The sequence below is a fragment of the Streptococcus sanguinis genome (assembly GCF_900635155.1).
In the GTDB taxonomy this organism is placed as follows: Bacteria; Bacillota; Bacilli; order Lactobacillales; family Streptococcaceae; genus Streptococcus; species Streptococcus sanguinis_G.
Map to the genome: position 1 here is coordinate 1,338,544 of NZ_LR134002.1, position 20,518 is coordinate 1,359,061.

The window sequence follows — 20,518 nt, forward strand, 5'->3', positions numbered from 1 at the left end:
TTGCTCGACAACCCAAAGACAATTGAGAGGCTAGGACTTTTGTCCCAGACCCAAGTTCCTTTTCTGTGATTTAGTCTAGCACTCGGCTTCCGCCAGCTACTTCTGCAATGTAAAAACTAGGGGCATAGCCGACGACTTCTTGATACTTGTGGCCGACATTTTCTTTGAAAGTGTCCACCGCATCCTTAGCAACTAAAGCAATGGCGCAGCCACCGAAGCCCGCTCCGGTCATACGAGCCCCCAGAACACCTTCTTGCTCCCAGGCTGTGTGAACCAAGGTGTCCAGCTCTAGACCAGTCACTTCATAGTCATGCTCCAATGAAACATGGGACGCATTCATGAGACGGCCAAATTTTTCAAGATTGCCTGCCTGCAAAGCTGCCCGTGCTTGCAAAGTACGTTGATTTTCCAAAACAGCATGGCGAGCCCGTTTGAGACGATTTTCGTCCTCAATCAGATAGCTATACTCGTCAAAGGACCACTCGTCCAACTCACCCAAGGTAGAGATAGACAGCTTGCGGTTAAGTTCCTCAACAGCTTTTTCACACTCCGCCCGACGCTCATTGTACTTAGAGTCAGCCAGCTCACGACGCTTATTGGTATTCATAATTACTACGACATTATCCTTGAGATCAAGCGGCACCAAGTCATATTCAAGAGTATTGGTGTCAAGGTAAATAGCTCGCTGGTCAGCACCCATTCCGATAGCAAACTGGTCCATAATGCCAGAATTAACCCCAATAAATTCATTCTCAGTTAATTTACCGATTTTCACTAGATCCAAACGTTCCAACTGCAAATCAAAGAGTTTCTCAGCAATGACACCCGTCAAAAGCTCTAGAGATGCAGAAGAAGACAAGCCCGATCCGTTGGGAATATTTCCATAAACATAGATATCCATCCCTCGGTCAATCTTATGACCCTCCTCCTGCAGAAAATGAAGAACTCCTTTTGGATAGTTGGTCCAGTTATGCTCAGGCTCAAAGTGCAGGTTTTCCAGTGGCACTTCAATAATCCCTTTTTCTTCAAAATTCCCTGAGAAGAATCGCAAGAGCTGGTCGTCCCGCTTGCAAGCCGCTCCATAAGTTCCTAGGGAAATTGCTGCAGGAAAGACATGGCCGCCGTTATAGTCCGTATGCTCACCAATCAGATTGATCCGACCAGGTGAAAAGAATGTGTGATCCGCTTCTACTCCAAAAACCTTGGCAAAATCTGCTCGGACTTGCTCCGCTGAAATTAGATTTGACATAAGCTAAACTCCTTTAAAATGAATGATCGATATTGTAATCGTTTTCTTATCTTTATTATAACTATTTTCGAGTAAAATTTCAATAAATTTAGTAAAATTTTACTAATTTTATAGATAGATTTTTTGTAAAAATCCAAACAGTAATCTGTCTGGATTATTTTATAAGGAGCAATAGATTAGAAAATATTGTCTTCCGTCTCAGCATCAAAGTAATGCGCCTTGTTTAGGTCGAAGCCAAGTTTAATACTGCTTCCCGTATTCATATGATCACGTGCATCAACTTTGGCAACAAACTCACTGCCACCAACCGCACAGTATAGGTGAGACTCCGCTCCAAGCAACTCAGAAACAGAAATCTTCGCAGTTAGAACCGACTCAGGGAAGGTTTCCAGAAAGGCTGGTTCCATGTTGATATCTTCCGGACGAATACCAAAAATTAACTTATTGCCTTCATAGCCCTTCTCCCGCAACCCCTTAAGATTGCCCTCTGGGACTTGGAGACTGAAGTCTCTGTTTGGTCCGACAAGACGGCCATCTTCCAGTGTCACTTCAAAGAAGTTCATAGCTGGGCTGCCAATGAAGCCAGCAACAAACTTATTTGCCGGATGTTTATAGACTTCCTGAGGCGTACCAATCTGCTCCACTCGTCCAATCGTTCCAGTTCCAGCAGGATTTTTGGTCGCTGACATGATAACGATACGATCCGCCAAGGTCATAGCTTCAGTCTGGTCGTGGGTAACATAAATAGTTGTTGCTCCGATACGACGGTGAATCTTGGCAATCTCCGCCCGCATAGAAACACGCAGCTTAGCATCCAAGTTAGACAGAGGCTCATCCATAAGGAAAACCTTTGCATCCCGAACGATAGCGCGTCCCATTGCTACCCGCTGACGCTGACCACCAGACAAATCAGCTGGCTTGCGTTGCAAGAATTCCTTCAAGCCTAGGATTTCTGCTGCTTCGTTGACACGTTTGTCAATATCTTCCTTGCTGTACTTGCGCAGCTTGAGACCAAAGGCCATGTTATCGTAGACAGTCATGTGCGGATAAAGGGCATAGTTCTGGAAGACCATAGCGATATCACGGTCTTTTGGCGCCACATCATTGACCACTGTACCGTCAATAGAGGCAGTTCCTTCGGTGATGTCCTCAAGACCCGCAATCATACGCAGCGTAGTTGATTTTCCGCAACCAGACGGACCAACAAAAACGATAAATTCCTTGTCCTTGATATCTAGATTGAAGTCTTCCACTGAGTAGTGGTCGCTGTTGGGATATTTTTTATAGATTTTTTTCAGATTTAATTCTACCATTCTTCTTCTCTTTTCTTATCTCTATTCAAAAGTGATAGCTTGGCCATTTTCACTAGCGCTATATGTCAATTCTTTGAGGTTGATAACTACTTGAGCAGTGACTGATTTATCTGCATTGCTACGGACAATCCGGAGGCTATTTTCATCCAATAGATTCACTTCAATAGTGCCATCTAGGTCAAAGGCAGCAGACTGGTTCCGGTAACTGAAAAGCTTGAGCAAGGCTTGCACAACTGGACGCTTGACTTCTTCAGCAATCTCCTCATTACTGTAATAATGACGGTTGATATTGCGGCCTTCCTTAGTATTTTCTAGCAATTCAAGGTCATTTTTCCCAGCTAAGAAACCAACATAATAGACCTGTGGAATCCCTGGAGCAAAAGCCTGAATCAGACGGCTAATGAAGTACTTCTTGTCGTCATCTCCCAAAGCTGAGTAGTAAGTCGAGTTAATCTGGTAAATGTCCAGATTATTGTACTCAGCTGAGGAATACTTACGCTTGACATTGGCTCCAACCTTATATAGTTCATTGGTTGCAAAGTCAATTTCTTTATCAGTCAGAATATCCTTAACATCAACAACCCCAATACCATCGTGAGTATCCAGTGTTGTGAATTGCTTCATAGGACTCATTTCCAGCCACTTGACTAGACGTTCAGCTTTACCACTGTATAGAGAATAAAGAATTACCATCGGCAGTGCAAAATCATAGACAAAGTAGCCATGCTCTGCAATCTTGAACTGGATAGAATAATGCTCATGAATTTCTGGTAAAATATCCGTCCCAAACTCAGCCGCTTGCTGCTGGACTTTTTCTAATAAATCCCAGATTTCTGGCTCAACAAAGAAATCATTGGTATCTAATTTTTTGATCGCATAGGCAAATGCATCTAAACGAATCAGATCACAGCCATGCTCTGACAGTTGACGCAATGTTTTCTTGATGAAATCATTAGTTACCTGACTGCGAACATCTAGATCAATCTGCTCTTCACCAAAGGTGTTCCACAGATACTCGGTGCTTCCATCTGCAAAGACGATTTCTTGCTTAGGCGCCCGATCCTTACGCTTATATATCAAATCAACATCAGCTTGCGTCGGACGATTTTCTGGCCAAAACTTATCCCAGCTGAGAAAGAGGTCACGATACTCACTCTGATCCTTCTTTTCCTGAAAATCCTTATAATACTTGGACTGGCGTGAGATGTGGTTAATCATAAAGTCAAACATGAGATAATATTTCTCGCCCAGCTTTTCTACATCCTCCCAGTCACCAAAGGCTGAATCAACCTCTTCATAGTCTACTGGGGCGAATCCCCGGTCACCAGTTGATGGGAAGAAAGGAAGCAAATGCACTCCTCCAACTGCATCACCAAAATGCTTTTCTAAATTGTCATATAAATCTTTTAAATTCTCCCCCAGACTGTCTGAGTAAGTAATCAGCATGGTCTTATTTTGAATAGCCATAGTCTTCTCCTCTAAAATCTTGTCTTCTAAATCCTTTCCTAGCGGTTTTAGGTTTTCTATCCCTTAGCTCGGTTTCCACTCCAGTACGCCTAATAGGACATGCCCTAAGCTTTGTGCGAAAGATGAATCTTCCAAGAAGCTGAAGCTTTTTTTCGGATTCCCTATTTTTCTACAGCCGTTACTAATTCAGTAGTTTATGGATGTGGTTGCCTTTGTGTGCACTGTGAGCTTTTTACAGTCTTTGTATCTTGAGCTTACTTCACTGCTCCGTTGCTCATTCCAGCAATAATGTTGCGCTGGAAGATAAGATAAACGATAGTAATGGTGATAATCCCAACAACATAAGAAGCAAAGCTCGGTCCATAATCATTAAAGTATTGACCTGTGTAGTTATATTGGAAGAGTGGCAGAGTCCACATCTTGGAGTCTTTATTCAGTACCAAGAGAGGAAGCATGAAGTCATTCCAGAACCAGAGGGCATTGATAATCATGGTTGTAGCATGCATGGGTTTCATCATAGGAAAGATAATCTTGAAATAAGTAGTAAACTTTCCAGCACCGTCAATTTCTGCTGCTTCATCCAGACTGTCTGGAATGGAAATCTTAATGTAGCCTACATAGAGAAAGAGAGTCTGTGGAACAGCGTAAGCCAGATAGAGGATAATTAATCCCCAAGTGTTGGCTAGTCCAAGCTTACTCATCATAACTGTAATAGGAATCATGATAACTTGAAAAGGAACGAAAATCCCTAAAATCAAGAGAGTATACATAATACCAAAAGCTTTTCTCTTAGACATATTACGAGCGATAGAGTAAGCAGCCATGGGAATAAAAATCATGACAACAGCCAAAGATAGAACTGTGATTACAATCGAATTCCAATAGTAGCCTCCGATACCATCGGCCAAAAGGCGTTGAAAATTTTCTAAGGTCGGTTGAGTCGGAAATCCGAAAAAATTATTAACGATGTCTTTGGTAGACTTAAAGGAACTGAATATCGTTGCTAAGAGTGGAATTAAAATGATAATAGACCCCAGTGTTAGCAAGATATATTTACCAAAATTAGCTTTTCTTTCTGCATTTTTCATCGGGCTTCTCCTCTTAGATTTCAAATTTCTTAGATACTCTCAACTGGATAATAGAAATAACCGCAATAAAGAGAAACAAGATAACAGCAATGGCATTGGCATAACCAAATTGATTGCTCTTAAAAGCATAGTTGTATACCAGAAGTCCTAGAGAGGTGGTCGCATTATTCGGACCGCCGCCTGTCATGGCAAAGACCTGGTCAAATGCTGTCAAACCACCTTTTAGAGCCAAGATAAAGACCATGGAAACGCTTGGTAGGAGATAAGGAAGTTCCACCTTCCAAAAGATTTGTTTGCTGCTAGCTCCATCAATTCGAGCTGCTTCTGTAATCTCAGTCGGGATAGACTGAAGACCAGCTAGGAAGATGATAATAGGCATGGCTACCCCTTGCCAAAGCAAGACGAAGATTGCTGCAAAGATTGCACCGCCATTCGTTCCTAGAAGGCTAGTTTTAAGAAATTCAATTCCTAAAGCATTCCCTATAGCTGGCAATCCGTAGTTGAAAAGTTGCTTAAAGATAAGAGCCACAGTCAATCCAGACAGAACAGCAGGGAAGAAAAACCAAGCTCGAAAGAAAGTCTTTCCCTTTATCTTCGAGTTGAGAGCTCGTGCTATCCAGATTCCCAGCATAATCTCACCAACCACCATACAGATAGTAATGATAAATGTAAAGCCTATCGCGTTCATAAACTTAGGATCGCTCATGAGAAGCATAAAGTTATTGAGTCCAACAAACTTATAATTATAGGTCAAACCAGTCCAGTTTGTCAGGCTGTAGAAGGCACCTTGAAACATGGGCACATAGAAGAATACAGCCTGTAGTACAAGGGGAACAAGGACAAAGAGCCAGCCCCAATATTTCTCAATCAATTTTTTCATAGTAGATCTACTCCTACTCTACGTCTGCTTTCATCGGATTGAAGAAGGCATTTAGTGCTTTCGCCATATCCTCTTTGTCTCCAGTTGTAATATAATTTCCAGTCAAGGTATAAAAATCACTTTCACTGGTCCAGTCTTGAGCTAGCCAAACGAGGTGTCGGTCTGTAAATGCCAGTTCAGCAAGACCGGCTAGCGGTGCATCTGACCCAGCTTCCTTGACACCTTCAATAGCTGTTGGTGAGCCGTCCACATCATAATATTTCTGCATAACTTCTGGACGTGACATATATTCAACAAAAGCATTGGCTTCTTTCTTGTGCTTACTACTTGACGAGATAGACCAAGCTAGGTCTCCTGCTCCAATGGTCAAGCTTTGTCCTTTTTGCTTTCCAGGGAAAGGGAAAGTTCCAACATTAAACTTAGGATCTTGCGCATTGATTGCTGTGATAGCCCAAGAGCCATTTGGAGTCATCAGGGCATCGCCTCTAGCGAAAGCACCGACAACATCAGTATAGCCTGCTCCCTGCCAGTTGGTTTGCATGGCACCCTTTTTGCGGAATAAATCTAACAGCCTGAAATCATCTTTAAGCACTGAATCTGAAGACTTAATGGCATTTGGCTTGGAAAAACGTAGGTAATCATTCGCTTCCTTACCGCCACCTGTTGCAGTGGCAAGAGCTAACTGATGATAACCATTCAAGGTCCAAGTATCTGCTCCTGCAATAGCAAAAGGCGTTTCCCCTTTTGCTATAATCGTATCAACTAATTCTTCAAATTCCTCCCAAGTCTCTGGAACTTTCAATCCCAGTTCTTTAAATTTATCTTTGTTGTAATAGATACCATAAGCATTAGCAGTATAAGGAATATTGTAAATTTTCCCGTCAATCGCATATTTATCTGCGTAATGATTCTTAACTCGCTTGAGATAATCTTTATTAGATAAATCTTCAAAGTACCCAGCTTTAGCCCATTCTTGCAATTCAATAGACTGGGGATAGATATTGACAACATCAGGAACATCTCCAGCCAGAACGCGCGTTTTGAGTACTTCCCCAGCATTAGGGACGTTTACCACTTTCACATGCACATTCGGATTTTCTTTTTCGAAGTCTTTGGCAATCTCACGAAGGGTATCAACCATTTCACCCTTCTGATTGAAATACTCAATCGTTACCTTACCATCTGTCGACTCCCCTTGGCTGCTGCAAGCTGACAGTCCCAAAAGGGACAGTCCTGTAATAGCAGCTAAGCTCATCTTTTTATACCATTTCATGGTCTAGCCTCCTTATTTTTTAATAAAATGCAACTGTCTGCTAAGATAATCTCCTTGCGGAAGATTCATAGTGATACCAGCATACATGAGTTCTGCACCAGAGTAAACTGCGCCATTTCCTTGCAGCTCATAAAGCCCTTCTTCCTCTAAGTCTTTTAGTTTCAAGGTTGTTTCCATCGTTTCCACAACTGATAAAACTCGGACGTAGGTTACAATCGTTTGATCTTCATAGTTAAATTGAACTGCTGCTTCATTGGAGCCAACATCTGGATTGATTAGCCTATACTGACGCCCTAGCTGGACCACTGGCCGTAATTCTTTATACAACTTCACCTGGTCAGCAATCGCAACTTTCTCTTCATCTGATAGACTAGTCAAATCAAGCTCATACCCCAGATTTCCCATCATAGCTACATGACCACGAGTTGCCAACGGAGTAATCCGTCCCATCTGATGATTAGGCACTGCCGACACATGGGCACCCATTGAAATAGTCGGATAAAGATAAGAAGACCCATATTGGATTGGCAAACGAGCTATGGCATCGGTATTATCACTAGCCCAGACTTGAGGGAAATACCGCATCATACCAAGATCATTTCGTCCACCACCACCTGAGCAGGACTCAAATAAAATATTCTCATATTTCTCTGTTAAATATTTTACAATTTCATAAAGCCCCAAGATATACTTATGCGACTGCATTTTGGTCGCCAGATAGTCAATGCCATTCCCAAGATTGGTAATATTACGATTCATATCCCATTTTATGTAGTCAATATCATGCTGACTTAACAACTGATCCAGTGTTTCTTTGATATATGCTACCACATCTGGATTAGCATAATCCAATACGAGTTGATTGCGAGAGTAAGTATGATCCCGATCAGGTACTTGAATAGCCCAGTCTGGATGTGCCCGATACAGCTGACTGTCTACGGAAATCATTTCTGGCTCAACCCATAAACCAAATTGCAATCCTCTGCTATGAACTTCTGCTATGAGCTCTGTCAAACTGCCACCTAGCTTATCTTCATTGACAAACCAGTCGCCCAGAGCCCGATTGTCATCAAAACGGTTGCCAAACCAGCCATCATCGAGAACAAAGAGCTCAATACCAACTTTCTGTGCCTCATCTGCTAACTCTAGCAACTTCTCTTTTTTGAAATCAAAGTAAGTTGCTTCCCAGTTATTGATTAAAATTGGCCGCTCTCGCTTCGCAAAAGTTTTAGGAATGATATGCTCTTGAACAAAAGCTTGGCTCTCATGACTAAGACCAGACAAACCCTGAGCCGAATAATTCAACAGAGCAACAGGACTATAGAAAGTCTGTCCCGCTTCCAGTTTCCAAGCAAAGTTATCTTCATTGATACCGATACCTAACCGAACTTCATTCAACTGATTTTGCTGAATCCAAGCTTCAAAGTTTCCGCTATAAAGGAGCTGAATTGCCCAAACTTGACCAGCCTCTTCCGTCGTTTCACTATCACAAAGGATAAGGCTTGGAGTCTGCGCGTGACCAGAAGCTCCTCGGTTGGAAGCTATTTTGAAAATTCCCTGTTCTAGCTTGTGACGACGAACTGTTTTCTCCCTAGCATAAGCTCCCTGTAAACTAATCACATCATAAGTCCCTGCCGGCAAATCTGCCATTAAGCTCAAGTTCTTATGTATGACTGCTGTCTCTCTACCGATATTTTCCAGCTTAGTAAAGGTTGCAATGGTATTGCTATCCTCAAAAGCTGTGTAATAGAGAGTGAGGCGTAAGTGAGCTACTTTATCCTCTAAAATAAAGGCCAGTGTTTCTGCATCTTCTGTACTGTGAGGGCTAGGCAGTCCTGGAACTTCCAAACCTCCCTTAATCAGCTGACTCTCAACAAACCGAAAATCTGTTACTTCATTATTAGCATGTTGGACTTGCAGAGAAGGTTGCCGGAAGTCTCCTAAACCATGCTGCCCCAAAACCTGCCGCTGGGTATCTAAGCTAAAACTCCGCTCATTCGACCTCGGATTACCAGAAAAAGCATGATCTCGCTCAAATACTGTATTGGAAAAATGATAGGATTCGATTTTTCTGCCTAAGTGTTTAAGCAAAAGGTAGCCATCCCTTTCCTCAATGATAAGACTGGAATTTTTTGTATTGATGTAGAATAGATGTTTGTCTATTTTGATAGCCATTTCTGAACCTCCATATTTACTAATATTTTACCTTATGAAATCGCTTCCTAAAATAGAATTATGTTAGGAAAATATGGTAAAATGTTAGGTAGGAGGTGAAATATGCTAGTTTTTTCAGAATACCAAACCGGAACAATTGATCTCGCACTTAGCTTCTACGGATACGAAGAGTGCGCACCTAGCTACTCTTTTGGACCAGCAATTAGAGATACCTATGTGCTTCATTACGTTACCAAGGGGAAAGGAAGATTTCACTACAAAGGTAAAATTGTCGATTTAAAAGCGGGAGATCTCTTTCTGCTCAAGCCAAATGAACTTACCTTTTATCAGGCAGACAAAGAAGAACCTTGGTCCTACTACTGGCTGGGAATAACTGGAGGTAGGGTTTATGACTACTTCAATCACTCACAGATTTCCGAAGACTGCTACCTACTTGCTAACCAGGAACGAAAAACAGATAGGATTGGGAAAATTGTTGAGAACTTAGTTTACTTCGCTGAGCAGACCAAATCTAACCAACTAGCTCAACTCCATATTATGGGCCAACTTTATGAACTCATCTTTCACTTGGGCAGCGTTGCCTATAAGCCCCAAGCAAATACCCTATCTGCAAGCCAGCAACTCTATCTAGCCTGCAAGCAGATAATTGACACTCAATATCCCAATCCTAACCTCAGCATTCAAGATATGGCAATTAAATTGTCCGTTCATCGCAGCTATCTAACAACCATTTTCAAGGAGGAGCATCAAAGCTCACCTAAAGAATATCTGGAATATGTCCGAATGCATCGAGCTAAACAACTCCTCAAAAACACCCGTGAGCCTGTTCAATTTATCGCCTATTCTGTCGGTTTCTCAGATCCCCTTTACTTTTCAAAGGCTTTTAAAAAATATTTTGGCTTTTCACCAAGCTCATTTCGAGAACAAAGTTAAGTTTTACTAAACATATCTTTGTTATTTACTAATTTTTGAGTTATAATTTATGTAGACAGTAAATTAAAAAGGACCAAATCAAATGGCTACTATCAAAGATATCGCCCAGACAGCTGGTGTTTCTCCCGCAACTGTTTCGCGGGTTTTGAACTATGACAAGTCCATGTCTGTCAGCGATGAGACGCGTAAAAAGATTTTCGATATAGCTGAACAGCTCAACTACAAAAAAAACAAAAGGCAGAAAAAGACTTCACCTAAAACCCATCGCATTGCCATCGTTGAATGGTACACCGAGCTGGAAGAGCTGGATGATCTTTACTACTACTCCATCCGCCTAGGCATCGAAAAGAAAGCCCAGGAACTGGGCTATGATATCGCGCGGATTTTCAACAACGACTCTCTGAGCCAGCTAGAACAGATTGACGGCATCATTGCCATCGGAAAATTCAGTAGCAAGCAAGTCAAGGAGCTAGAGCAATACAGTCCTGCTTTGGTTTTCGTGGACAGCGATACGCTCAATCACAGCCATAGTTGTGTGACAACGGACTTTGAGCATGCCGTTACTCATGTTCTCGACCATTTTCTTGAGCAGGGCATTCGAGAAATCGGCATGATTGCTGGACGCGAAGAAACAGCAGACGGAACGATAAGTCTTGACGATCCGCGTTTGTCCTGCTTCTGCCGTTATCTTAGTGAAAAAGACCTCTATCAGCCGGCCTATGTCAAGATAGGCAAGTTCTCCTCAGAGTCTGGCTACCAGCTAATGAAAGATTTGATTGACCAGCAAAAGGAACGGATGCCCAAAGCACTCTTCATAGCCAGTGATGCTCTGGCAATCGGTGCCCTCCGTGCTCTTCAGGAAGCGGGAATAGCTGTTCCCCAAGATGTCCAGATTATTTCCTTTAATGATACATCCATTGCCAAATACGTCTATCCGCCTCTCAGTACTGTGACAGTATTTACAGAGGAAATGGGCAAGCAAGCTCTGCAGATGCTGGATCAGATGATTAAAACTGACGAAAGCTCCATTCCCTATATGATCAAGCTCTCTACTAAGCTGACACTAAGAGAAAGCAGCCTTTAAGCTAGAAAGACCGCCTATGAAAACCTACGAAAAAATCTTTGACATCCTCAGTCAGGCTAACGACTATGTCAACGGTGAAAAAATAGCCCAAGAATTGGGCATTTCACGAACTTCCATTTGGAAGGCCATTCAAAAATTGGAGAGAGAAGGCATCCAAATCGAATCCGTCAAAAACCGAGGCTATCGATTGACAGCGGGTGACCTATTGATTCCTGATTGGATTGAGACACACTCACCTGTTCAGGTCTCCTTCAATACTGACTGCCAGTCCACTCAGATGGATGCCAAGGCTGGCATGGAGGCCGGACGCCCGGCCAACACTCTCTATCTGGCTGCAGCTCAATCCGCAGGCCGTGGCCGGTTTGGGCGCAGCTTCTTCTGCCCCAGTCAAGGCGGCTTTTACATGTCTCTCCACCTCAAGCCCAACCTCCCCTTCGACCAGCTCCCATCCTATACTATCTTGACTGCGGGAGCTATCTACAAGGCAGTAAAAAATCTAACCCTTATAGAGGTTGATATCAAGTGGGTCAATGACATTTACTATCGAAACAAGAAAATTTCCGGCATCCTGACCGAGGCTACAACTTCTATCGAGACAGGACTTGTCACCGATGTTATCATCGGTGTTGGCTTTAATTTTTTCATAACAGACTTTCCAGCCGACATCAAAGAAAAAGCCGGCTCCCTCTTTGAAGAGAAGCCAGCTATCAGTCGCAATGAGCTCATTGCCGAGATTTGGAAATGCTTCTACGAAAGTGACCCAGAAGAGCTCATCTATCTCTACAAGCAGCGCTCCTTGGTGCTAGGACGACAAGTGACCTTTAGCCAAAAAGGCGCAAACTACCAAGGTTTGGCCAAGGATATCTCAGACAGCGGGCAACTTTTGGTCCAGCTGACAGATGGTCAGGAAATCTGGCTCAACAGCGGCGAAGTCTCGTTGACCAGTTGGTAATCAAAAATTTCATTTCAAAAGGACTGAGTCACATAGCTCAGTCCTGTTTTCATTATTTCGGTCCTAAATGTTTATCGATTTCATCCACAATCCGCCCCATGACATAGGAAATCTGCAGATTGCGCAACACCAAAACTGCCCAGAAAGCAGCCATAAAATAGTGCCCCGCCATGATGGATTCATTGAAAAAATAGGTTTCTAAGGCTGTGAAAACAGCCATCACAATAAATTGTCGTCTGTTCATAGTTTTATTATAACACGAAAGCCTAGAAAAATCTTTTTTAATCCTCTTGAATGGTAATTTTTTCTGCTAAAAAGTCAAATCCCTCGGGAATCAGGCTTTCCTCTTCTTTTTCTTCAACCTCTGCCTTGCCATTGCGGCTGCGAGCCGAAAAATCCGCCCGAATCTTGGTCCACTCTTCTAAGGAAATAGCCAAAATCTCTGGTGAAAATCCTGCCGCATTGCTGAGGATATTGCCAAACATGGTATTGAGATTGTCCCGCTTCATGGTCTGCTCAGCGTTAAAATTAGACTCAAAAGCTAAGATGGCATGACTTTCATTGGCTGCCACTGGCTGCGAGCCTGCCAGCAAGGCCTTATCAGCTCCAGCCAGACTTTCAATAATCTCACCCCAAGCATTCTGCAGCTTAGTCAGATTGCTGCGAGCCAGACTAGGATTGTCAACAGCCTCTTCTAGGATAGCATTGACCTTATTGCGGTCTGCTCGGTAGCCCTTAGATTTCTGTGGTCGAATATCCGAAGTTTTGACAGCTGCTGCAGGTTTTCCATTGCCATTAGCCAGCTGCTGCTTAAGACTATCAATTTCTTGTCTCAATCCCTTAAGTTCATCAGCTAGATTATCCGGAATCGCTGCCACCATAGGATGGCTGCTGTTCTCTGCCAGTCGAATGGTCATCATTTCTGTATAAATCTTAGGCTGCAGGCTGTTCTTGATGTCTGCCAAACTCTTGGTCGCCATATCAATCATGGCAAAGAGGGTATCCTGCGGTGTCTTGAGATTTTCCAGAAAGAGCTCACTAGCATGATGATTCTCCCCGCCAGTTTTGACAATGATTAGGTCACGCAGGTATTGTAGGAGGTCCGTCACAAAACGGGCCATGTTTTTGCCGCTATCAAAAATCAGATTGAGATTATCCAAGGCTGCTACTGCATCATGAGCAATCAAGGCTGCTACATAGGCATCCAAGGCTCCCAAGCTGATAGAGCCAGTGATTTCTTCTGCTATGTCTGTGGTCAAACGATTTTCCTGGGTTAAGCTAAGAGCCTGATCGAGGATAGATAAGGCGTCCCGCATACCGCCCTCAGCTCGACGGGCAATAATCTGCACACCTTCTTGCTCAAAGTCAATGCCTTCCTGCTCCAAAATCCACTCAATATGAGTAATAATGTCCTGCGTCTTGATAGACTTAAACTCAAAACGCTGAACACGGGAAAGAATGGTCGCTGGAATCTTATGCAGTTCTGTCGTCGCTAGGATAAAAACTACATTTTCTGTCGGTTCTTCCAAGGTCTTGAGCAAGGCATTAAAAGCCCCAGTCGAGAGCATATGCACCTCGTCAATGATATAGACCTTGTGCTTGGCAAGACTGGGTGCATAGGTTGACTTGTCCCGAATGTCACGAATCTCATCTACCCCATTATTTGAAGCAGCGTCGATTTCGATAACGTCTTCAAGGCTCCCCTCAGTAATGGCCTGACAGATATAGCAGTCATTGCAGGGCTCACCGTCTTTTTGATTCGGACAATTCATAGCCTTAGCAAAAATCTTGGCAACACTGGTTTTCCCTGTTCCACGCGGGCCAGAAAAGAGATAGGCATGGCTAATTTTCCCTTGCTCCACAGCCTGCCGCAGGGTGGTGGCCACTACCTGCTGACCCACCAGCTGACCAAAGGTCTGACTGCGGTACTTTCGATATAAAGCTTGATACATTAGGCTTTTTCTCCAAACATTTCAAAATTCCAAGTCGTTTTTTCAAGCAAAATCTGGACGAACTTTTCCAGATATTCCTGATCTACCTTATCATAATCACCTGTCAAGGATGAGTCTAAATCCAGCACTCCAAGAAGGCGGCCGTCTTTTACCATGGGCACCACAATCTCGCTTTTCGCTCTGCTGTCACAGGAGATATAGTTGGCATGCTGAGTCACATCATCTACGATAATTGTCTCTTCTTTCTCCGCAGATTCCCCACAGACACCCTTGCCCAGCGCAATATGGACACAGGAAACCCCGCCCTGAAAAGGCCCTAAAATCAGCTCCTTACCATCAAAAAGATAGAAACCTGTAAATACCGAATGAGGCAGGGCTTGATTGAGCAGGGCGCTAGCATTGGAAAGATTGGCCAAAGCGTTGGTCTCACCCTCCAACAAGGCTTCCAACTGAGCCAGTAAAAGTTGATAATTTGAAATTTTTTCTTTTGTGTTCATAGAGTCTATTATATCAAAAAGCCGGTCTTTCAACCAAGCTTTTCTTTAATTTTGTTATCCAAAAATTCATCAATCAGTCTATTTACAATATCGGGTTGGTCGGTATTTGAATTATGTCCCGCCTTATCAATCCATTGAACAGACTTCCCAGTATTTTTTTCATAGGCTTTCAAATATCGTATACAAGACCCTGCACGATCTTCTTTTCCACATATAACCAATTGTGGACATTTTACTTCATAAGAAAGCTTCTTCTCTACTGCTTCTGAAAATATCTTATATCCGTATCCCGCAAGACGAGCATACCTTTTTTGATCGCCATCATAAACCATCATCATATCATACATCAGTTTTCTTCCATAGTCTGTTGTTGATACGCTTTTAGGCCCAGATTTCAAAAGAAATTTCCATGGATAGATTCTATAAATTGCCTCCATATTTTTTAAGAGCCACAATTCCATAGCTGTATAATACTTCCTTTGAAGGGATGGTGAATTAATCGTAACAAGACCTTTTAATTTCTCAGGAAAAAGTTGAGCATAAACCTGTCCTACATATCCTCCCATTGACTGACCAATTACTATTGGATTTTCTATTCTCTCTTTGATAAATATTCCATCTAGCCAACTTGCTAGATCAAATAAAGTAAAATCGAGATGAAATGGGTAAGACGAAGCGTGTCCAGGTGCGTCCCAAACCAAGACTCTATATTTGTCTTTAAAGTACTCTATTTGTTTGTCAAATAATCTATGGTCAGCTGTAAGTCCAGGTAAAAAGATAAGAGCACTTTTCGCTGATGCATACATATCATTTGTCCAATAGTGAATGACTCCACTTGATGTTTCGTGTATCTTTTCAATCAAAATACTACACCCGCATTCTTATTTATTTTCCACCAAAACCTTCACTTCTTCACCCTCCACAAGCACAGCTTGGTGATTATTTAGGGGAAGCAGATTCAGCTGGTCGCTGTATGTATCCAGAGTGGACTGAGCACTTTCGACAAAAGGTTCTTCGCCAACATGAGGCAGGATATAAAAATCTACCTCGTTTAGTGCCTCTGTATCATTCAGTTCCTTAGCAACCGCCTTATCGTCCATAAGCTTATTATAGTCAATGTCTTTGGCTGTGATGATAGCACCAGCAGATTCGCCCACATAAACCATGCCATCCGCAATCTGCTCTTTTATCAAGGACAGAAGCTGCTTTTTCTTTAGTTCTTGCAGAAGATAAAAAGTATTGCCACCAGAGACATAGAGGAGCTTGCTTTGGAAAATTTTTGCCTGAGCTGTTTTTCTATCACAAGCTGAAATATCCAAGACTTCTACTTGAAATCCCAAGTCCTCAAAGGTTTGCAGGGCTTCGTCAATATAACCCCTATAGTCTTCTACATTTCCAGCCGTCGGGATAAAAAGTACCTGATTGCCCAATTGCTTTTCAGACGCATATTGTCTGAACAAGTCCTTGACTCCCGCAAAATATGAACATAAAAATAATTGTTTCATAGGATACCTCCTTATTTTTTCCCTATTTTATAAAGAATCCATTGGCCCTTTCTTTGACTATCGATGAGATGTAAATCCAAGTCTGTCAAATAGTTTTCCAGTTTTTCTTGCTTTGTAAAGCCTGGTAGGTAATAAGCTAATTTGCTCCATTCACATGCCAGTAAGATGATTCCATCTGGCTTAAGTTCTAGGAAGGATTGAGTTAGATTTGACCAATGAAAATGGGTCTGAAATGCTGTAATCAAATCAAATTCGCTAACGGAAAGATCCGTTTTCTCAACATTTTTCACCTCAAAAGATAAGTCAGGCTCAGCCAATTTTTCAGCTGCTCTGATGGCCGTAGAAGAAATATCAATCCCCAGAACTCGACTATTAGGAAAGTTATTTTTCAAATATTTCGAGGACGCTCCATTTCCAACTCCAACATCCAAAATAGCTTTAAATCTCTTCCTATAATCCAGCTGACTGACCGCCCAAACAACCATGGGCATATAAACACGATTCTATAACCTCATCATCCATAATCCAATAAGGCCGGACGGTCTCTTTGATTGGTAAATCAAGTAAAGAAAAGCAAGAATAATCAGAAAGCCAATCATTGGATAAATCATCTGTCTTCCCTCTCATATCTTCCGCCATAAAGCTTTTTAGCTTCCTCTGTATAGTTCTTGATAAAATCCGTTTTCGCCTCTGTATAGGCATCACGATTGTGCTCGTATTGCTTCCACAAGGACAGCTTGAGCTTTTCATAGTCTTTAGCTACAGCAGGGTGCTCCTGTAAGTAGTCTCTAAAGTAAAGTTCATCATGATCGCCTTCATAGCGCAGATGCAGATGGAAAACCCGCTCGGCAAAACCACTCGGTGTGTAGCCTTTATTAAATGACATCCGCCCTTGGCTTTCTGACATGAGCAGATAACCATTTTTCAGCAGCGACTCTCTCATTGCCGCCATATCTGTTTCTATGGGAATTTCCAGCATGATATCCACTATAGGCTTAGCCCAGATGGTCTTTACCGATGTTGAGCCAATATGACTAAGACGAACAATCTGATGTTCTGGCAAAAAACTCAAGAGCCGAAGCCGTTCCGCCTCATACCAATCTTTCCACGCTGCCTGATGCTCTCTCAGAAAAATCGGAAAAAGCTGCCATAGCTCCTCGAGTGACATTTCCTCTAAAGATGGACTCATAAGCACCTCCTTGGGTAATTTATACAAGCGTTTTCTCTAGTTATGATTATAGGAAAAATACACATCCGAGTCAAACCTCGCACTTATTGAACAAATATTTATTTTTGTAATATTTTTGAAAAGTTTTAGTTGTCAAACAATCTATTTTTTAGTAGAATGATGTCGGAGATATATTATTTAAAAGGAGTTCTTTATGAAAAAGTTTAGGTTTGGCACTTGGCTTGTCCTGTCAGCCGGCTCTTTGTTGTTACTTTCACAGGCTCTTCCTGCAGAAAATGTTGCTGCTAATCAGAAGAACCAGATTAAGATCCAGCTGCTCAACCATAGCGATGAAACAGCTATCGGCACTCTGGAGTTGAATGGAGAGTATCAGCTAAAGCTTGGGAAAAAGGATAAGTACGGTCGGGCTACTGCTGCTCATGTTCAAATGCAGGAGCAACACAAAGCCAAAAAGAAAAAGGAGACCAAGGTCACATACAATCCAATCGGTTGGCACAATTACAAATTTTACTACGGAAATGGAGATGATCGGGCTTGGCTCATGAATCGCGCTCACCTGATTGGCTTTACTTTCAGCGGCCTCAATAACGAAGGGAAAAACCTCGTTCCGATGACCGCTTGGCTCAACTCTGGCAGTTTTCAAGGACTGGATGATAATAACCCAGATAGCATGATCTATTATGAACATCGCTTGGAGCGCTGGTTAGAGGAAAATCCTGATTATTGGCTGGATTATAAGGTTACTCCGATTTATACGGACAATGAGCTTCTTCCTCGCAAGATTGAGCTCCAGTATGTCGGATTAGACTCAGAAGGCAATATTGTCAGCATTCAGCTAGGGGGCAAGGAAACAATTGATGAAGACGGAATGTCTCATGTCATCCTGGACAATGTCTCTCCAAATGCAGAGATTGACTACCAAACAGGCACTGCTGTCAATACCATGATTGAGTAGAGTTACAGATAAAAACATAAAAACAGACCATCCTTACTATGATGATCTGTTTTTTTTATTTATTTTTACCAATACAGGCAGCCGTAAACCAGCAAGACTGCAATCATACTGAAAAGCGAGCCAATCAGGTAGTATTCAGCAAAGGACTGGCTTTCTGAAATCTTATTATAGCGGGCGATAGACTTAGCCGTAAAAACTAGCCCAATGGCAGTAAACTGCCCGAAAATAAGGGAAAGTCCCATAATCATGCGCTCTAAAATCCCAATCATAGCACCAGCCCCCGCAATAGTCTCTCCACTGTCTTCCCCTGCCTGATACTTGCTGAAGAAGAGTTTAAAGAGGATATTAATCGGCTTACCAGTAAGGGCGAAGAAAAAGAGAGCCTGTAGCATGAGGTAGCGCTCAGACAGCCAATTAGGCGCTGGAATTTGCTGCTGTTCTAAGAGAAAATAAAGAGCAAAAATGCTAATCAGATGCAAGACCTGATCCAGTATAAAGGCTGACTTTTGAGCATGATGGCGGACAATCGATGAATTCAACCTATTCTTCAAGAAGTCAATAAGCGCATGACTGAGCCAGACCAAGGCGAAATATAGCAGATAATTAGGTAAGATGAGCCCCAAAAGCAACAAGGGCAAGAGAACAATTCCCAAGTGGAGAATTAAGAAATTCATCCGCCGGCTTTTGAGGTCGGCCATTTTCTGACTTTGAAGCTGAAAATCTGCTAGCACATGAGCCAGCAAAGTCAATACGAGAATCGGATTTTGCATAAAAAATTCTGAAAATCCCATAAAATTTGTCATTCTTCAGCCTCCTTTGCTGCCTGTAGAATCATTCTCATAGCTAAACGGCGATTTCTCAGATAGATCTTCAGACCAGACGACTTGAGCCGCTTACTAAGCGCACTGGGACTAATCTGTAACAGCTCTGCTATTTCTCCATGAGAAAAATTCTCGTCATAGATATATTCCATAAGCATCCGCTCCAGAACCTCTCTCTGACTGGTGTTCCACTTGCTCTGGATAAATGAAGTAGCTGCCAGCACCGTATTGACCGCCTGACTGATCTCTTTATCTCCCAAGGATACAGCTATACGGCTGCTGCCGTAGTCGTTCTTCTCATGAATAACATCAATGGCCGCACGTGCCCTCCAGTAGGCCGGTCCGTCCGCACCAATACTCTGCTCCCGATTGATATCCGTCACAATCTCCCCCAGGCCAAGCCCGAAGCGAATCGGATGAGGAAAACCCAAGGCAATCTGATCAAGGAGCTGCATGATCTCTGGATTAGGCCGCAGCAAAGCCTGAAACTCATCTCCAGTCGTTACCGTGAAAGGTGACACCAGATAATCCTGATAATCCTGATTTAGCACTGCCATCATGTCCTGCAGGTCCTTCTGAGCCTGCTTACGATTTTTCAGCTGTTTGGATTCTATTAAGTCTCCAATAAGAGCAATATAAAGCATAGCAAACCTCCTTTAAGTCCATTATAAAGGAAAATTTTGAAAATGTCTATTTAAACGGAAATTTTTTATAATATCTATTGTAAAGGAAATTTTATTTTTTCTTTTTAGGTGCTGGTAAGGCAGGGTAGACAGCTTCAATCAGATTACAGAGAATGGCAGCATCTTCTACTTCTTTTATATGAAGCATCGGCTTTGCACTTGGATAAGGGGACTCATAAACCGGATTTTCAAAAAAATCCAGAGCTGGCTGGACTGGCTTGAGCAGCAAGCGATTGTCATAAATCCCGCCGAATAAGCGACCTCGATAATAAAGCAAATACTCTCCCATCATTTTGCGAAAGCTAATTTCTTGGCCTAAGCCCTGCAGCTGCTTCAGAATAAAATCCAAATATTCTTGACTAGATGCCATCGAAACACCTCCATGAATTGATACTTTATTATACCAAAAATGAATGAAGATTTCCTAACTAAGAGATCAACTCATCTCCTTCCATCCTTAGTCTGTCTATCCACAAGTAAGCAAAAAAGCTAGACCTTACAA

At 42.5% G+C, this 20,518-nt stretch carries 20 protein-coding genes and 1 pseudogene; 4 read left to right on the forward strand and 17 right to left on the reverse strand.

Annotation, left to right across the window (positions count from 1 at the left end):
* Nucleotides 1-70: 70 nt before the first annotated feature.
* The 7 genes from ELZ47_RS06805 to ELZ47_RS06835 all read right to left on the reverse strand — a co-directional run bounded on the left by ELZ47_RS06805 (nt 71) and on the right by ELZ47_RS06835 (nt 9,445).
* Nucleotides 71-1,249: a galactokinase gene (locus ELZ47_RS06805; RefSeq protein WP_126435641.1), complete on the reverse strand. Its 1,179-nt coding sequence runs from the start codon at nt 1,247-1,249 to the stop codon at nt 71-73.
* A 176-nt stretch (nt 1,250-1,425) separates the two neighbouring features.
* Nucleotides 1,426-2,562, reverse strand: a complete 1,137-nt coding sequence (locus tag ELZ47_RS06810; RefSeq protein ID WP_126435642.1) for an ABC transporter ATP-binding protein — start codon at nt 2,560-2,562, stop codon at nt 1,426-1,428.
* Nucleotides 2,563-2,583: 21 nt separating this feature from the next.
* Nucleotides 2,584-4,029 carry a sucrose phosphorylase gene (gene gtfA, locus ELZ47_RS06815; RefSeq protein WP_126435643.1) on the reverse strand — a complete coding sequence of 482 codons (1,446 nt, stop codon included), beginning with the start codon at nt 4,027-4,029 and terminating at the stop codon, nt 2,584-2,586.
* A 254-nt stretch (nt 4,030-4,283) separates the two neighbouring features.
* Complete coding sequence (locus ELZ47_RS06820) at nt 4,284-5,117, reverse strand: carbohydrate ABC transporter permease (protein WP_126435644.1); 834 nt, start codon at nt 5,115-5,117, stop codon at nt 4,284-4,286.
* A gap of 13 nt (nt 5,118-5,130) precedes the next feature.
* Complete coding sequence (locus ELZ47_RS06825; RefSeq protein WP_126435645.1) at nt 5,131-5,997, reverse strand: carbohydrate ABC transporter permease; 867 nt, start codon at nt 5,995-5,997, stop codon at nt 5,131-5,133.
* Between the two features lie 13 nt (nt 5,998-6,010).
* Nucleotides 6,011-7,270: an extracellular solute-binding protein gene (locus ELZ47_RS06830; protein ID WP_126435646.1), complete on the reverse strand. Its 1,260-nt coding sequence runs from the start codon at nt 7,268-7,270 to the stop codon at nt 6,011-6,013.
* 12 nt (nt 7,271-7,282) lie between these two features.
* Nucleotides 7,283-9,445, reverse strand: a complete 2,163-nt coding sequence (locus ELZ47_RS06835) for an alpha-galactosidase (RefSeq protein WP_126435647.1) — start codon at nt 9,443-9,445, stop codon at nt 7,283-7,285.
* Between the two features lie 102 nt (nt 9,446-9,547).
* Here ELZ47_RS06835 and ELZ47_RS06840 point away from each other — a divergent pair, with 102 nt between their 5' ends.
* The 3 genes from ELZ47_RS06840 (at nt 9,548) to birA (ending at nt 12,414) form a co-directional block, all read left to right on the forward strand.
* Entirely contained in the window at nt 9,548-10,378 is an 831-nt protein-coding gene (locus ELZ47_RS06840; protein ID WP_126435648.1) for an AraC family transcriptional regulator, read from the forward strand.
* Nucleotides 10,379-10,460: 82 nt separating this feature from the next.
* Nucleotides 10,461-11,462 carry a LacI family DNA-binding transcriptional regulator gene (locus ELZ47_RS06845; protein ID WP_126435649.1) on the forward strand — a complete coding sequence of 334 codons (1,002 nt, stop codon included), beginning with the start codon at nt 10,461-10,463 and terminating at the stop codon, nt 11,460-11,462.
* 16 nt (nt 11,463-11,478) lie between these two features.
* Complete coding sequence (gene birA / locus ELZ47_RS06850) at nt 11,479-12,414, forward strand: bifunctional biotin--[acetyl-CoA-carboxylase] ligase/biotin operon repressor BirA (protein WP_126435650.1); 936 nt, start codon at nt 11,479-11,481, stop codon at nt 12,412-12,414.
* 52 nt (nt 12,415-12,466) lie between these two features.
* On the opposite strand, the gene ELZ47_RS06855 is transcribed toward birA, so the two are convergent.
* From ELZ47_RS06855 to ELZ47_RS06885, 7 genes and pseudogenes are all read right to left on the reverse strand, one after another.
* Nucleotides 12,467-12,658, reverse strand: a complete 192-nt coding sequence (locus ELZ47_RS06855) for a DUF3272 family protein (protein WP_002909920.1) — start codon at nt 12,656-12,658, stop codon at nt 12,467-12,469.
* Nucleotides 12,659-12,695: 37 nt separating this feature from the next.
* A complete protein-coding gene (gene dnaX, locus ELZ47_RS06860) occupies nt 12,696-14,366 on the reverse strand; it encodes a DNA polymerase III subunit gamma/tau (RefSeq protein ID WP_126435651.1) in 1,671 nt (556 codons plus the stop codon).
* Nucleotides 14,366-14,863, reverse strand: a complete 498-nt coding sequence (locus ELZ47_RS06865) for a GAF domain-containing protein (RefSeq protein ID WP_126435652.1) — start codon at nt 14,861-14,863, stop codon at nt 14,366-14,368. Before ELZ47_RS06865 ends, dnaX begins: the two co-directional genes overlap by 1 nt.
* A gap of 29 nt (nt 14,864-14,892) precedes the next feature.
* Complete coding sequence (locus ELZ47_RS06870; RefSeq protein ID WP_197715317.1) at nt 14,893-15,726, reverse strand: alpha/beta fold hydrolase; 834 nt, start codon at nt 15,724-15,726, stop codon at nt 14,893-14,895.
* 18 nt (nt 15,727-15,744) lie between these two features.
* Nucleotides 15,745-16,368 (reverse strand): Type 1 glutamine amidotransferase-like domain-containing protein, encoded by a 624-nt coding sequence (locus ELZ47_RS06875; RefSeq protein WP_126435653.1) that lies wholly within the window; start codon nt 16,366-16,368, stop codon nt 15,745-15,747.
* An 11-nt stretch (nt 16,369-16,379) separates the two neighbouring features.
* Nucleotides 16,380-16,979, reverse strand: a pseudogene (locus ELZ47_RS06880) (class I SAM-dependent methyltransferase).
* Nucleotides 16,976-17,557, reverse strand: coding sequence for a GrpB family protein (locus ELZ47_RS06885; RefSeq protein WP_126435654.1), 582 nt, complete (start codon nt 17,555-17,557; stop codon nt 16,976-16,978). The pseudogene ELZ47_RS06880 and the gene ELZ47_RS06885 overlap by 4 nt, the downstream one beginning before the upstream one ends.
* A gap of 193 nt (nt 17,558-17,750) precedes the next feature.
* Here ELZ47_RS06885 and ELZ47_RS06890 point away from each other — a divergent pair, with 193 nt between their 5' ends.
* The gene (locus ELZ47_RS06890) at nt 17,751-18,512 is read left to right on the forward strand and encodes a DNA/RNA non-specific endonuclease (protein WP_126435655.1); all 762 of its coding nucleotides are present in this window, start codon (nt 17,751-17,753) and stop codon (nt 18,510-18,512) included.
* A 65-nt stretch (nt 18,513-18,577) separates the two neighbouring features.
* Here ELZ47_RS06890 and ELZ47_RS06895 read toward each other — a convergent pair whose 3' ends face one another.
* From ELZ47_RS06895 to ELZ47_RS06905, 3 genes are all read right to left on the reverse strand, one after another.
* Complete coding sequence (locus ELZ47_RS06895) at nt 18,578-19,315, reverse strand: DUF3307 domain-containing protein (protein WP_126435656.1); 738 nt, start codon at nt 19,313-19,315, stop codon at nt 18,578-18,580.
* A complete protein-coding gene (locus tag ELZ47_RS06900) occupies nt 19,312-19,977 on the reverse strand; it encodes a SatD family protein (protein ID WP_126435657.1) in 666 nt (221 codons plus the stop codon). Before ELZ47_RS06900 ends, ELZ47_RS06895 begins: the two co-directional genes overlap by 4 nt.
* A gap of 91 nt (nt 19,978-20,068) precedes the next feature.
* On the reverse strand, nt 20,069-20,386 hold the full coding sequence (locus ELZ47_RS06905) for a TfoX/Sxy family protein (protein ID WP_126435658.1): 318 nt from the start codon (nt 20,384-20,386) through the stop codon (nt 20,069-20,071).
* Nucleotides 20,387-20,518 lie beyond the last annotated feature (132 nt).